This is a genomic window from Streptomyces sp. SAS_281 (assembly GCF_052542855.1).
Genome location: NZ_JBMNDO010000080.1, coordinates 1 through 13,577, shown reverse-complemented (window position 1 = coordinate 13,577; position 13,577 = coordinate 1). Strand labels below are relative to the sequence as shown.

General features: G+C 72.7%; 13 protein-coding genes, 1 tRNA gene and 1 pseudogene. 9 read left to right on the top strand and 6 right to left on the bottom strand.

Annotated elements, in window-relative coordinates; genetic code table 11:
• Nucleotides 1–37 precede the first annotated feature (37 nt).
• Together ACN6LM_RS26040 and ACN6LM_RS26035 are read left to right on the top strand one after the other, a co-directional pair.
• Nucleotides 38–1,123, top strand: coding sequence for an S-(hydroxymethyl)mycothiol dehydrogenase (locus tag ACN6LM_RS26040; RefSeq protein WP_445067817.1), 1,086 nt, complete (start codon nt 38–40; stop codon nt 1,121–1,123).
• Nucleotides 1,123–1,752 (top strand): MBL fold metallo-hydrolase, encoded by a 630-nt coding sequence (locus tag ACN6LM_RS26035; RefSeq protein ID WP_445067816.1) that lies wholly within the window; start codon nt 1,123–1,125, stop codon nt 1,750–1,752. Before ACN6LM_RS26040 ends, ACN6LM_RS26035 begins: the two co-directional genes overlap by 1 nt.
• Before the next feature lie 5 nt (nt 1,753–1,757).
• On the opposite strand, the gene ACN6LM_RS26030 is transcribed toward ACN6LM_RS26035, so the two are convergent.
• Nucleotides 1,758–2,693 (bottom strand): pseudouridine synthase, encoded by a 936-nt coding sequence (locus ACN6LM_RS26030; protein ID WP_445067815.1) that lies wholly within the window; start codon nt 2,691–2,693, stop codon nt 1,758–1,760.
• A 143-nt stretch (nt 2,694–2,836) separates the two neighbouring features.
• Here ACN6LM_RS26030 and ACN6LM_RS26025 point away from each other — a divergent pair.
• The 3 genes and pseudogenes from ACN6LM_RS26025 to ACN6LM_RS26015 form a co-directional block, all read left to right on the top strand.
• A pseudogene (locus ACN6LM_RS26025) lies at nt 2,837–3,234 on the top strand (flavoprotein); the annotation flags it as partial.
• On the top strand, nt 3,135–3,380 hold the full coding sequence (locus tag ACN6LM_RS26020) for an SDR family oxidoreductase (RefSeq protein ID WP_445067837.1): 246 nt from the start codon (nt 3,135–3,137) through the stop codon (nt 3,378–3,380). The pseudogene ACN6LM_RS26025 and the gene ACN6LM_RS26020, both read left to right, overlap by 100 nt.
• A gap of 31 nt (nt 3,381–3,411) precedes the next feature.
• Nucleotides 3,412–3,849, top strand: a complete 438-nt coding sequence (locus ACN6LM_RS26015) for an NUDIX hydrolase (RefSeq protein ID WP_445067814.1) — start codon at nt 3,412–3,414, stop codon at nt 3,847–3,849.
• Between the two features lie 86 nt (nt 3,850–3,935).
• On the opposite strand, the gene ACN6LM_RS26010 is transcribed toward ACN6LM_RS26015, so the two are convergent.
• From ACN6LM_RS26010 to ACN6LM_RS25995, 4 genes are all read right to left on the bottom strand, one after another.
• Nucleotides 3,936–5,108: a hypothetical protein gene (locus ACN6LM_RS26010; RefSeq protein ID WP_445067813.1), complete on the bottom strand. Its 1,173-nt coding sequence runs from the start codon at nt 5,106–5,108 to the stop codon at nt 3,936–3,938.
• Complete coding sequence (locus ACN6LM_RS26005) at nt 5,105–6,169, bottom strand: hypothetical protein (protein ID WP_445067812.1); 1,065 nt, start codon at nt 6,167–6,169, stop codon at nt 5,105–5,107. The genes ACN6LM_RS26010 and ACN6LM_RS26005 overlap by 4 nt, the downstream gene beginning before the upstream one ends.
• A gap of 151 nt (nt 6,170–6,320) precedes the next feature.
• Nucleotides 6,321–9,209, bottom strand: coding sequence for a glycoside hydrolase family 2 TIM barrel-domain containing protein (locus ACN6LM_RS26000; protein ID WP_445067811.1), 2,889 nt, complete (start codon nt 9,207–9,209; stop codon nt 6,321–6,323).
• 441 nt (nt 9,210–9,650) lie between these two features.
• A tRNA-Leu gene (locus tag ACN6LM_RS25995) sits at nt 9,651–9,738 on the bottom strand.
• 158 nt (nt 9,739–9,896) lie between these two features.
• On the opposite strand from ACN6LM_RS25995, the gene ACN6LM_RS25990 reads away from it, so the two are divergent.
• From ACN6LM_RS25990 to ACN6LM_RS25980, 3 genes are all read left to right on the top strand, one after another.
• Nucleotides 9,897–11,231, top strand: a complete 1,335-nt coding sequence (locus ACN6LM_RS25990) for a M20/M25/M40 family metallo-hydrolase (RefSeq protein ID WP_445067810.1) — start codon at nt 9,897–9,899, stop codon at nt 11,229–11,231.
• A gap of 143 nt (nt 11,232–11,374) precedes the next feature.
• Nucleotides 11,375–11,608: a chaplin ChpH gene (gene chpH / locus ACN6LM_RS25985; protein WP_361030497.1), complete on the top strand. Its 234-nt coding sequence runs from the start codon at nt 11,375–11,377 to the stop codon at nt 11,606–11,608.
• A 135-nt stretch (nt 11,609–11,743) separates the two neighbouring features.
• Entirely contained in the window at nt 11,744–12,508 is a 765-nt protein-coding gene (locus ACN6LM_RS25980; RefSeq protein WP_445067809.1) for a chaplin, read from the top strand.
• A 100-nt stretch (nt 12,509–12,608) separates the two neighbouring features.
• Here the strand turns inward: ACN6LM_RS25980 and ACN6LM_RS25975 are convergent, their stop codons facing one another.
• Nucleotides 12,609–12,797 carry a DUF5703 family protein gene (locus ACN6LM_RS25975; protein WP_445067808.1) on the bottom strand — a complete coding sequence of 63 codons (189 nt, stop codon included), beginning with the start codon at nt 12,795–12,797 and terminating at the stop codon, nt 12,609–12,611.
• A 47-nt stretch (nt 12,798–12,844) separates the two neighbouring features.
• On the opposite strand from ACN6LM_RS25975, the gene ACN6LM_RS25970 reads away from it, so the two are divergent.
• Complete coding sequence (locus ACN6LM_RS25970) at nt 12,845–13,504, top strand: hypothetical protein (protein ID WP_445067807.1); 660 nt, start codon at nt 12,845–12,847, stop codon at nt 13,502–13,504.
• Nucleotides 13,505–13,577: the final 73 nt, after the last annotated feature.

Here is a 13,577-nt window from a genome sequence, read left to right as displayed (position 1 = left end):
GTCTCAGCGAAGAGTCGGGAAAAGGGAGTCCACGGGAATGCCGCAGCACGTACAAGGGGTCATCGCGCCGGGGAAGAACGAACCGGTCCGCGTCGAGACGATCGTCATTCCGGACCCCGGCCCGGGTGAGGCCGTGGTCAAGGTCCAGGCGTGCGGCGTCTGCCACACCGACCTGCACTACAAGCAGGGCGGCATCAACGACGAGTTCCCCTTCCTCCTCGGCCACGAGGCCGCGGGTGTCGTGGAGTCCGTCGGCGAGGGCGTCACCGACGTCGCCCCGGGCGACTTCGTGGTCCTCAACTGGCGTGCGGTGTGCGGCCAGTGCCGCGCCTGTCTGCGCGGGCGGCCCTGGTACTGCTTCGACACGCACAACGCCAAGCAGAAGATGACCCTTCTCGACGGCACCGAGCTGTCCCCGGCCCTGGGCATCGGCGCCTTCGCCGAGAAGACCCTCGTCGCCGCCGGCCAGTGCACCAAGGTCGACCCCGAGGTCTCCCCGGCCGTCGCCGGCCTCCTGGGCTGCGGTGTCATGGCGGGCATCGGCGCCGCCATCAACACCGGCCAGGTCGGCCGCGGCGACTCGGTCGCCGTCATCGGCTGCGGCGGCGTCGGCGACGCGGCGATCGCGGGCGCCCGGCTGGCCGGCGCGGCCCGGATCATCGCCGTGGACATCGACGACCGCAAGCTGGAGACGGCGAAGTCGATGGGCGCCACGCACACCGTCAACTCCCGCTCCACCGACCCCGTCGAGGCCATCCGCGAGCTGACCGGCGGCAACGGCGCGGACGTCGTCATCGAGGCCGTCGGCCGCCCGGAGACGTACAAGCAGGCGTTCTACGCCCGCGACCTCGCCGGCACCGTCGTCCTCGTCGGCGTCCCCACCCCCGAGATGCAGCTGGAACTCCCGCTGCTCGACGTCTTCGGCCGCGGCGGCTCGCTCAAGTCCTCCTGGTACGGGGACTGCCTGCCGTCCCGCGACTTCCCGATGCTGGTCGACCTCCACCAGCAGGGCCGCCTCGACCTCGCCGCGTTCGTCACCGAGACCATCGGCCTCGGCGACATCGAGCAGGCGTTCGACCGGATGCACGACGGCGACGTGCTGCGCTCCGTGGTGGTGCTCTGATGGCCGCCCGCATCGACCACCTCGTCACCTCCGGCACCTTCGCGCTCGACGGCGGAGAGTGGGACGTCGACAACAACGTCTGGATCGTCGGCGACGACTCCGAGGCCGTCGTGATCGACGCGGCCCACGACGCCGCCGCCATCGAGGAAGCCCTCGGCGGCCGTACGCTGCGCGCCATCGTCTGCACCCACGCGCACAACGACCACATCGACGCCGCCCCCGCGCTCGCCGCCGCCACCGGCGCGCCGATCCTGCTCCACCCGGACGACCTGCCGCTGTGGAAGCAGACCCACCCCGACCGGGCGCCCGACGGCGAGCTGGCCGACGGCCAGGAGATCACGGTGGCCGGCACCACTCTGACGGTCCTGCACACGCCGGGCCACGCCCCCGGCGCGGTCTGCCTGTACGCCCCCGGGCTGGCCACGGTCTTCACCGGGGACACGCTCTTCCAGGGCGGGCCCGGCGCCACCGGCCGGTCCTTCTCGTCGTTCCCGGTGATCGTGGACTCCATCAGGGACCGGCTGCTCACCCTGGACCCGGCGACCGAGGTGCGCACCGGCCACGGCGACTCCACCAGCATCGGCGCGGAGACCCCGCACCTGGACGAGTGGATCGCCCGGGGCCACTGACGGCCCTACTGATCCGGCCACGCGGAGAGCCGCGACCCGCTCTCGAAGCGGCGCGGCTCTCCCGTGACCGGGTCGGTGAACTCCAGGACCCGGGCCAGCAGTTGCAGCGGACGGGAGAAGTCGCCGGGCGCGGGGTCCGGCTCGGTCACCGGGTAGACCGGATCGTTGACCAGCGGCAGACCCAGGCTGTTCATGTGCACCCGCAGCTGGTGCGTGCGCCCCGTGGCGGGCAGCAGCCGGTAACGGCCGAGCCCGCCCCGGTGCTCCAGCAGCTCGATCCGGCTCTCGCTGTTCGGCTCGCCGGGCTCCTCCCGCGCCGCGAGCACCCCGCGCTCCTTCACGATGCGGCTGCGCACCGTACGCGGCAGGACGAGCCCGCCATCGTACGGGGCCACCGCCTCGTACTCCTTGCGCACCAGCCGGTCCCGGAACAGCGTCTGGTACGCCCCGCGCTCCCCGGGCCGCACCACGAACAGCACGAGGCCCGCCGTGAGCCGGTCGAGCCGGTGCGCGGGCTGGAGCTCCGGCAGATCCAGGTCGCGGCGGAGCCGGGCCACCGCCGTCTCCGTGATGTGCCGGCCACGCGGCATCGTCGCCAGGAAGTGCGGCTTGTCCGCGACGACCAGGTGCGCGTCGCGGTACACCACCCCCACCGGGAACGGCACCGGCTCCTCCGGCGCGAAGTCCCGGTGGAACCAGAGGTAGCGCCCCGCCGTGTACGCCTCGTCGCCGGTGACCGCACCCTCCGCCGACACGAACCGGCCGTCCGCCAGCAGCGCCTCCACCCGCTCCGCGCCGATCGCCCGGGCGAACCGGTCCACCAGATGGTCCCGGACCGTCGCCCACCGCCCGTCCGGGTCGGCGGGCAGCCGCACCCGGACCGGATCGACGCCGTCGCGCTGGGGCAGCGGCGACGGCGGCGGCTTCGCCCGGCCCCTCACCGGGGGCCCCGGGCCGGCACCGGAATGCTGATGGTTCTCATGGTGCCGGGCATCCTTTCACGGAGCCGGGGCCTGGCCGCCCGCGACCGGCGGCGAACGCTGCCCGAACTCCATCGCCTGAGCCGACGACTGGTAGCCCCAGCGTGACGACATCGCCCTTCCTGTACGTCGTGGTCTGCGCAGCCGGTATCGCGGGCGACGCCCACAAGCTGATCACCGCCGCGCAGGTCGGGGTCGCAGCCACGCCCCAGGGGCTCGGTTCCCTCGACGCGGAAGGGACAACAAACGGACGGCCGGCATCGCCGACACCCTGGCCCTCGGCATCCTGTGCGAGCCGTACGGAATGGGCATCCCGACCGCCGTCCTCCCGTACGTGAACACAGCCATGGCCGCCCACCCGGCGTACGGCCGGAGCCTGGACCAGCTCCGGGAGATGGGCGTATTGATCGGGTCGTACGAGCGTCATCGGCCGAAGGCGGGCGGTGGAGCGGACCGCTTCCGCCGGCTGGAGGCGCTGGAGCTGTTGGAGGGCGACATCGCCGGTCCTCCCGTTGCAAGCGCCAGTGCGTCCCGCGCCGTGGCCGGCCCGAGGATGTCGCGGCCCTGGCGGCGTTTCTCGTGAGCCCCTCCGGCTCGTTCATCACGGGGCAGTCCGTCCACGTCGACGCCGGCCGGCTGCTCGACTGAAGACCGTCAACAAGCAAGGAGACGAACCGAGATGATGGAACGAGTCCGTGCCGTCCTCGTCACCCCCGACCGCACGATGCTGGTCATCCGCCGCGCCAGACCCGGCATCCCCGAGTACTGGGTCCTGCCCGGTGGCGGCGTCGAACCCACCGATGAGTCCCGCGAGGCCGCCCTTCACCGGGAGGTCCACGAGGAGATCGCGGGTAAGGCCGACCTCGTCCGCCTGCTCCACACGATGGAGTCCGACGACGAGCGCCAGCTCTTCTACCTCGCCCGCACCGCGACCTGGTCCTTCGAGGACCGCACCGGTCCCGAGTTCAGCGCCGAGGGCCGCGGCGAGTACGCGCTGGAGGAGATCCCGCTGACCCTGGAGGGCCTCGACGCCATCGACCTCAAGCCCGAGGAGATCGTCCACGTGCTACGGGGAGCCATCAGGGCCGGAAGCCTCGGAGCCGACGCATCCCGCTGAACCTTCGCGTGCGTCAGCACGTCATCAGGGCCGGCTCCGAGGTGAGGCGGTCCTGATGACGTCGCTACGTGTCATCCGCTCGGCGCTCAGGACGCGAGGAACGTCACCTTCTGCGGGCCGCAGCCGATCCGTTCGGCCTCCGCCGCCACGTACGCGGGAAGCAGGTCGCGGGTGAACGTGAAGCGGCTGCCGCTCCCCGCCGGGCGCAGTTGTTCCAGGACGAACATCACCGGACCGGTCTGGCACTCCGCCTTGAACACCGCCCGGTTCCCGCCGATCTTGCCGTAGCCCCCGCTGCCCTTGACGGGGTCCCCGGAGCGCAGCGCGTCCCAGGAGTAGATCTCGGCGAGGGCCGGGTCCACCACCGTCGTCAGCCGCACGGACGCCTCGCGGAACGAGCTTCCCGCCTCGCAGACCCGGGCCGGGCCGCCCTCGTCGCCGACGCGGGTCTCGTCCAGTTCCTTCCGGTACGCCGCCGACAGGGTGAGGCCCTTGATCCCGCAGAACGCGGACGGCCGGGTGTCGTCCCAGTCCACCGGCGCCGGGAGATCACGCGGCTCCCGGTACGTGCCGGAGCAGCCGAAGTCGTCGATCACCCCGTTGGCCGCGTCGATCAGCGCCCCGGTCAGGGCCGCCCGGTCCCGCAGGGTGTCCTCGGAGGACACCTCGAAGTCCGCCCGGCCCATGCCGATGTCCACCACCGTGGGCCCGGTGAAGTCGTCGCGGCCGGTGCACGCCTGCGGCAGCGCGATCCAGGCGCGCGAGGGCGAGGCCATGCCGGGTAGCCCGTCGCCGAGCGACACCATGCCCGAGGACAGGAACTCGCTGGGCCAGTCCTGCGAGTCGGTGCCCCGCAGCCCGTCAAGACGCCGCACGTTCACCGTCACCTGGCGGCGCGCCCGGTCGCCCTCGTAGCTGGTGACGCGGCACTGGCCGTACCCACCGTCACCGCCCATCGGGTCGTTGTGCAGTGACTGCTCGTCCACCTCGGTCCTGCGGTCCCCGAACAGGGCGTCCATGGACCCGGAACCCAGCGAGTCCCAGCAGGGCGCGGACGACCCCACCAGCGGCAGCGTGTCCGTGCGCCAGGCGACCGTGCCCGCACCCGCCAGGGCCCCGGCCAGCGCGGCGGCGGTCGCGGTGCGCACGGTACGGCTGCGCAGCAGACGGCGGACGAGCGGCGGCCGGGGGGCCTCCGGGGCCGCGGGGGTTTCGGTGTCCGTCACGGGGTTCTCCGCCACCGCGTTCTCCCCGCTCACGCGTCCTCACCCTTCCCGCATCCGATGCGCTTCCCCACGGACTCCACGAACCGGTCGAAGACCCGCTGGTCGGAGGGGCGGCCCCGGTTCTGGAGACCGGCCTCCACCTGCCCGTAGAACACCGTCGGCCGGCCGCCGCAGCTGCGGCGCACCAGGCCCTGGCCGGACCCCTCCGGCAGTCCCCGGAACAGGTCCACCAGACGCGTCCGGCTCGCCATCACGTACTGCGCGGACGGCTCCTCGGGCATCCGCAGCTGCTTCCACACCACCGAGCACGTCTGGAGCCGGTCGGTGACCGCGCCCACCTGCTGCCGGTAGCGCGAGCCCTGCCCGTAATCGAACGTCACCCCCGGAATCCGGCACAGCGGCGACCCGGCGGACTCCTCGTCCTCGGCCACCGTCACCATCGGGGAGCTGCTGCGCAGCGGCTGGGCGGGTGCGCATCCGGCCTTCTCCATGCCGGTGTCGGCGGCGGCGAGCAGCATCCGGACCACATCGGCGCGCGTGGCGATCGTGAACGGCATGGGGACCTTGCCGAGATGGCCGTCACCCGTGCTCTCGCTGCGGATCGTCACGACGGACGGCGCGCCGTCCCTGTCGCAGGACGACGGCAGCACCAGCATGCCCCGGTCCCCTCCGACCAGGCCGTCCAGCCCGTCCGGCAGCGGCGATGCCGAGCCGTGGAAGTAGTGCGCCAGCCAGGTCCGCCGCTCCTTCGCCCCGGCGGGCACCGGCCCGTACTCCAGGGTCACCGACTCCTCGAAGTGCAGCGGTTCGTCCGAGTCGTCGTCCTCGACCTCGGAGGTGACGGACACCGTGCAGGTGCCGTGCGGGCGGGCGGCCGAGGGCGCGGCGGACTCGGTGGAGCCTCGCTCGGAGCCGGACTTCTCCAGCGCCTCGTCACCGAGGAACGACGGGCCGCTGTTCTGCTCCCACGCGCCCCAGCAGTAACTGTCCCGGAACGGCCCGCTGTCCGTCGCCCACAGGGTGGTGCCCGTCGCCAGCACCGCCCCGGCCACCACCCCGGCGATGACCGAGGCCCGTCGCCTCCCGATGCCCATCACATTCCCCCTTGTGAAGCAGTAAAGATCGCGCAAAGTGTCGATGCTACGACGTGACTGCTCGCCGCGAAGAGGGAGGGCGCGGGCCCAACCCGGAACAGAACGGACCCGGTTGCCGATTCCGTACGGCACCGGGCCCGCCCCGGAGTTCTCAGCCCCGCGCGGAGAACACGAGGGAGAACTCCGCCGGCGCGACGTCCAGCCGGTACCCGGGCAGCACGCCCGGCCCGCACGACCCCGTACCGATGCCCTGCACCGCGTGGTCCAGGCCCACATGGACCCGGTCCCCGGCCACCAGATCCGTCAGGTGCTCCGCCGCGTCCAGCTCCTCGACCGTCCAGCGCCGCGCCGTGAACGAGAACGGCGCACCGCCCTCCACGCGCAGCCCGCCCCCGTCGCCACCGGTCAGCTCCACCCAGCGGACCCCGGCCCGGGCCCCGTTCTCCTGCGGCCGGACGTACGGGGTCTGGAGCTCGTCCACGCCCCTGGCCCACTGCCCGAGCATCGCGGCCGCGCGGGTGTCCGGATACGCCTCGCCGGGACCGCCGCCGAACCACCGCACCGCGTCGTACGCGGAGGGCAGCGCGAACCGCACACCGAGCCGGGGCAGCGGCACCCGCCAGTCGCCCTCCGGCGCCACCGACACCGTCAGCCCGAGCCGGTCCCCGGCGGCCGTCCACCGGTACACGGTCCGCAGCCCCACGTCCCGGCCGGCCGGTGCCACCCGGGTGCGCACGTTCAGCGCGTCCGCGCCCGCCTCCACCGCGTCCAGGCGGTGGCGCATCCGGTGCAGCCCCCACTCCCGCCAGAGCCGCCCGTACCGCTCGTCCGGCTGCCACGCGGCCCCGTTGTCGTTGTCCGTCGGCGCCCGCCACACATCGAGGCGCAGCCCCTCCACCGGGACGTCCCCGATCCGCAGGAGCGCCCCGGTCGCCGCGTCGAAGGCGCCGGGGCCGAGCGAGACGGCCGAGCCGGAGACGCGCGGGCGCGCCCCGGCGGCCGGGGGAGGGGCGGCCGGGGTGCCCGTCTCGAACTGGCCCCAGGCGACCAGGTGGCCGCGTCCGGCCCAGCCCGTCGCCTCGGCGAGGACCGCCCGCAGCGTCCACAGCCCGTCGCCGGGCGGTGCGTCCGGTGTCACCTCGGCCGAGGCGCCCGGGGCGAGCGGGGGCACGGCGAGGGTGCCCGAGGCGACGAGGACGCCGTCCGCCTCGTGCGACCAGCGGAACTCCAGGTGGCCCAGGCCGGTGAAGTCGTAGCCGTTGGTGACGGTGAACGTGCCCGGCGCGGTGCCCGGGGCGATGCGCACCGGCTCGACGACCTTCTTGTACTCGGCGAGACCGGGGGACGGCGTGCGGTCCGGGAAGAGCAGCCCGTCGCACACGAAGTTCCCGTCGTGCGGCTCCTCGCCGAAGTCACCGCCGTACGCGAAGCCCAGCTCCGGGTGGGCGATGCCGTGGTCGATCCACTCCCAGACGAAGCCGCCCTGGCAGCGCTCGTACCGTTCGAACAGCCGCTGGTACTCGCTCAGTCCGCCCGGTCCGTTGCCCATCGCGTGCGCGTACTCGCACAGCACGAACGGCATCGCGCGCCGCCGTGCGTCCAGCTCCGGGTCCTTCAGCGGCTCCTCGGAGCGCCGCCCGATGAGCTCCACCTCGGCGTGCGACGCGTACATCCGCGAGTACAGGTCGGTGTCCGCGCACGACGGGTCGCCCTCGTAGTGCAGCGGGCGGTCCGGGTCGCGCTCCCGCATCCACCGGGCCATCGAGCCCAGACCGGCGCCCGTGCCGCACTCGTTGCCCAGCGACCAGACGATCACCGAGGGGTGGTTCTTGTCCCGCTCGACCATCCGGGCCGCCCGGTCGAGCAGCGCGGGCGTCCAGCGCGGATCGTCCACCGGGTTGTTCCGCCAGTCCACCTCCGCGAAGCCGTGGGTCTCCAGATCGCATTCGTCGATCACCCACAGGCCCAGCTCGTCGCAGAGGTCCAGGAAGGCGGGGTGCGGCGGGTAGTGGCTGGTCCGTACGGCGTTGACGTTGTGCCGCTTCATCAGGACCAGATCGCGCCGCATGGTGCCCGCGTCGACCGTCCGGCCCGTCTCCGGGTGGAACTCGTGCCGGTTCACGCCCCGGAACAGCAGCCGCCGGCCGTTGACCTTCAGGACGCCGTCCTCGACGGCGACCGTGCGGAAGCCGATGCGCAGCGGGACGCGCTCGCCGGGCGTCACCAGCTCCCCGTCGTACAGCCGGGGCGTCTCGGCGGTCCACGGCTCGACCGGCAGCGTCACCGTCCCGCCCGCCGCGACGTCCAGCCCGAGTCCCGGCACCAGGACCCGGCCCTCCGCGCCCGCGCACTCCACGCGCAGGGTGCCCGAGCCGGTGCGGTGGTCGTAACCGGCGTGCACGAAGAAGTCGCCGGGTGCCCCCTCCGGGCGGTGCAGCAGCGTCACGTCCCGGAAGATCCCGGGCAGCCACCACTGGTCCTGGTCCTCCAGATAGCTCCCGGACGACCAGGCGTGCACCCGTACGGCAAGGACGTTGGCGCCCGGCCGCAGCAGCTCGCCCACGGCGAACTCGTGCGGCAGCCGCGAACCCTTGAAGTCGCCCAGCTCCACCCCGTTCAGCCACACCCGGGCGGCCGACTCCACCCCGTCGAACCGCAGCACGCTCCCGCCGCCGTCCGGCCAGTCGCCGGGCAGCTCGAAGACCCGCAGATGGTCGCCGGTCGGATTCTCCGACGGCACCCTCGGCGGATCGACCGGGAAGGGATAGACGACGTTGGTGTACGCGGGGGCCCCTCCCGCCCCCTGCAGCACCCAGTGCCCCGGCACGGCCACCGTCGCCCAGCCCGAGGCGTCGAATTCCGGCCGTACGAACGAGGTGTCCTCGCCGTCCGCGCGCGGCGAGAGGCGGAACGCCCAGCGGCCGTTCAGCGACAGCCGCCGGGCGTCGGACTCCGCGTACCAGGCACGCGGCGGCAGACAGCCGGTGCCGGGCGACGGACTCTCGTACCAGGTGGGGGAGTCGGTGTCGGTGCGGCTCATGCGTCTCCTCGGTCGGTGGGGCCCTCTCACGATCACGCTAATGAGCGAAGAACCGGTTCACCATGGGGTGTCCGGCGAGATGACCGGGTGCATCCTTCCGAACCCTGACCTTCGCGCCCGCGCCTGAGTCACCATGACGCCCCGGAGCCGAGCGCATGTGGTCAGTGACCGTGCGCGGAGGGCGGGGGACGGGCTACGAGGGGATCGGCGCCCTCCTCGCCCCCGGGCACCGACCGCCCGACGCTCACCCTGCCCGGCCTCCCGCCTCCCGCGCCCGCACCGCACCCGCTCCCGGCCGCGCTGCTCGCGCTGCCGGGCGATGTGGCGGACGCGGAGGGCGCCCACGAGGAAGCCCCTTCTGGTACGGCCTGGCCGGCCGGACCCGGGAGGGCCGCACAACGACACAGGCCCACGGTTCCTGAGGAACCGTGGGCCTGTGGCTGGTGTCCGAGGGGGGACTTGAACCCCCACGCCCGATAAAGGGCACTAGCACCTCAAGCTAGCGCGTCTGCCATTCCGCCACCCGGACAAGGTGTCTGTCTCGCGGGCCTCGCCCGTTCCGACGTGGAAAACCATAGCAAACATTGGAGGGTGCTCGATCACGCGCGGTGCCGTGGGGGCCTTGGGTGCGCGGGCCCGGCGATGGAGGATGGGAGGGAGCACCACGGCGACAGGGAAGGAACCAGCGTGAGCGAGAGCAATGCGGCCCGGAGCGGTTCGGGCGAGACCGCCGAGAACGAGGTGGTGGACCTCTGTCGTGACCTGATCCGGATCGACACCAGCAACTACGGCGACCACTCCGGGCCCGGTGAGCGGGCGGCCGCCGAGTACGTGGCCGGGAAACTGGCCGAGGTCGGGCTCGAACCGAAGATCTTCGAGTCCCACAAGGGCCGCGCCTCCACCGTGGCGCGGATCGAGGGCGAGGACCCCTCCCGCCCGGCCCTGCTGATCCACGGCCACACCGACGTCGTCCCGGCCAACGCGCACGACTGGACGCACCACCCGTTCTCCGGCGAGATCGCGGACGGCTGTGTGTGGGGCCGGGGCGCGGTCGACATGAAGGACATGGACGCGATGACGCTCGCGGTGGTGCGCGAACGCATGCGCAGCGGCCGCAAGCCCCCGCGCGACATCGTGCTCGCCTTCCTCGCGGACGAGGAGGCGGGCGGCACGTACGGGGCCCGCTACCTCGTGGACAAGCACCCGGACCTGTTCGAGGGCGTCAGCGAGGCGATCGGCGAGGTCGGCGGCTTCTCGTTCACCGTCAACGAGAACCTGCGGCTGTATCTCGTGGAGACGGCGCAGAAGGGCATGCACTGGATGCGCCTGACCGTGGACGGCACGGCGGGCCACGGCTCCATGACCAACGACGACAACGCGATCACCGAGCTGTGCGAGGCGGTCGGCCGGCTCGGCCGGCACACCTGGCCGGTGCGGGTGACCAAGACCGTGCGGTCCTTCCTGGACGAGCTGTCGGACGCGCTCGGCACCCCGCTGGACCCGGAGGACATGGAGGCCACCCTCGCCAAGCTGGGCGGCATCGCCAAGATGGTCGGCGCCACCCTGCGCAACTCCGCCGCCCCGACCATGCTCGGCGCCGGCTACAAGGTCAACGTGATCCCCGGACAGGCCACCGCCCATGTCGACGGACGCTTCCTGCCGGGGTACGAGGAGGAGTTCCTGGCCGACCTCGACCGCATCCTCGGCCCGCGCGTCCGCCGCGAGGACGTGCACGGCGACAAGGCGCTGGAGACCGACTTCGACGGCGCGCTCGTGGACGCCATGCAGACGGCCCTGAAGGCCGAGGACCCGATCGCCCGCGCCGTCCCGTACATGCTCTCCGGCGGCACGGACGCCAAGTCCTTCGACGACCTCGGCATCCGCTGCTTCGGTTTCGCGCCGCTGAAGCTCCCGCCGGAGCTCGACTTCGCGGGCATGTTCCACGGCGTGGACGAGCGGGTTCCGGTCGAGGGGCTGAAGTTCGGCGCCCGGGTCCTGGACCGCTTCATCGACCACAGCTGACCCGCAAGGGCGTAAATCGCCAGGGTGTACGCCTATAACCGGAACGAGTGAATGGGGCGTTCGGCTCGTAGCCCCGCTACTTCCTCCTCGTTACAGGGGGTGCGGTCCGCGGCTGGGACCGCGTTTGCCAACTAGGAGGAATCATGATCAAGAAGATCGTCGCCGCGGCGGCTGCCACCGGTGGTCTGGTGCTCGCGGGCGCCGGCATGGCCGTCGCCGACTCGGGCGCCCAGGGTGCCGCCATCGGCAGCCCCGGCGTCATCTCGGGCAACGTCATCCAGGTTCCCGTCCACGTTCCCGTGAACGTGTGCGGCAACACGATCGACGTGATCGGGCTGCTCAACCCGGCCTTCGGCAACGTCTGCGTCAACGACTGACGTTGCGCGTCAACCCGTAAGGGTTTGTGCCCGCTCGGCCCCGGACCGCATTCCACGCGCTCCGGGGCCGTCGGGTCCTTTGCCTCCGCACGGTAGTCCGGGGGTACTCCGGAAGGTAGAAGGCAGGAAACACCTATGCGACAGGTCACGCGAAACGGCCTGATCACCATGGCGGCCGCGGGTGGCGTTCTCGCCCTCGGCGGCGGCTACGCGCACGCCGACGCGGGAGCGGCCGGCGGCGCTTCGAATTCCCCGGGGGTGATTTCAGGGAATTCGGTGCAGATCCCGGTCCACGTGCCGGTGAACGTCTGCGGAAACTCCGTGAGCGTCGTCGGACTGCTCAACCCGTCCGTCGGAAACGCCTGCGGAAACGGTTCGGACGGCGCGTCCGCCGGCCGGCACGACTCCGCCTCGGGCACCGCCGGGAGCCACGCCGGCGGCCGGGCCTCCGACGACCACGCCCGGGGGGCGAAGACGGGCACCGGCAAGCACCGGGCCGCCCGCGGTGGCAACGGCGGCGGGGCCACCGCCCAGGGAACCGCGCAGGGATCGCCCGGTGTGCTCTCGGGCAACCAGATCCAGGTGCCCATCGACATCCCCGTGAACGTCTGCGGCAACAGCATCGACGTCGTCGGGCTGCTGAACCCGGCGATCGGCAACACGTGCGAGAACGACAGCACGCCGCCGGTCGACGTTCCGGAACCCCCGGTCCGCCACGTCACGCCGCCGACGCCCGAGACGCCCACTCCGAACACGCCGGAGCCGCAGACCGTGCCGGAGGCGCCGCAGCTCGCCCACACCGGAGCGGGCGGCCTCGACCTGCTCATCCCGGCGAGCGCGGGCCTGCTGCTGGCCGGCGCGGGCACGGTGCTCTACCGCCGCGCGAAGGCCGCCGCCTGACGGCAGCGCCGCACCGGCGAGCACGCGACAAGCGAACGGGCCCCGCGGATCGCGGGGCCCGTTTCGCGTGGTCGGACGGTCTGTGGCCGGTCCTTCCGGCTCACCACGTGGCCCGTAGCTGACGGATGATCCGGCGGCGGAGCCGCACGCGGCGGCTGCCGTCCAGGCGCAGCGTCAGACGGTCCAGCTCCCAGTGCCCGTACTCGGCATGGTCGGTCAACAGGCGGGCCGTGTCTGTCCGGGACACCCCGCGTGGCACGTACACATCGACAAATTCGTATTCCGGCATCGAATCCATTGTGCGGGCAAGGGCCCGGTACGGATAGCGTCTGCCCCATGTCTGATGCTGCGCAGCCCACCGCTGCCGAGGTACGCGCCGCCGCCGATGCGGTCAAAGCCGCGATCGACCACCACCTCGCGGCGGTCGAACGCCGGTCGGGGGACGATGATCCCGCTGTCTACGACGCGTTCAACGCACTGGCCGCCGCCGCCGAGGTCTACGACGAACTCCTCTACGACCGCTTCGACGAGGTCACCCCGTTCGAGATCCCGGGGGAGCAGGACGCCCTGCCGCCCTACAACGGACCCGACGAGCCGCACGCGCTCAGCGTGCTGATCCGCCGCGACTACGCGGTGGTGGAGCCCCAGCGGCTGCTGGCCCAGGCCCAGCGCCTCGCCGACGCCGACCCGGACGAGCGGGAGGACGGCGGGGCGGCGGTCGTCGGCAACAGCGTGCACGCGGCGCTGGGGGTGCTCTTCGGGGAGTACGAGGCGGACGAGATCGCCTCCCGGCACACGGAGTTCGGCCTGGAGGAGGGCGACTCCACGCTCTGGGTCGCGGCGGCGGACGAACTCCCCGAACCGGGGGAGTGGCTGGCCGCCCCGTTCGACGACGCAGACCCCCAGCTGGTGGTCTGCCGTTTCGACGTCAGCGCGGTCTTCGACGACGACGACCTCGACGACGAACCGGAGGGGCCGGGGCACCCCGCCGGCTGACCGCCGCCCCGGGCCCCGACCCGGAACCCCGACGGAACGCCCGGAGGGCCCCCGCGGACGCGGACCAGATCGG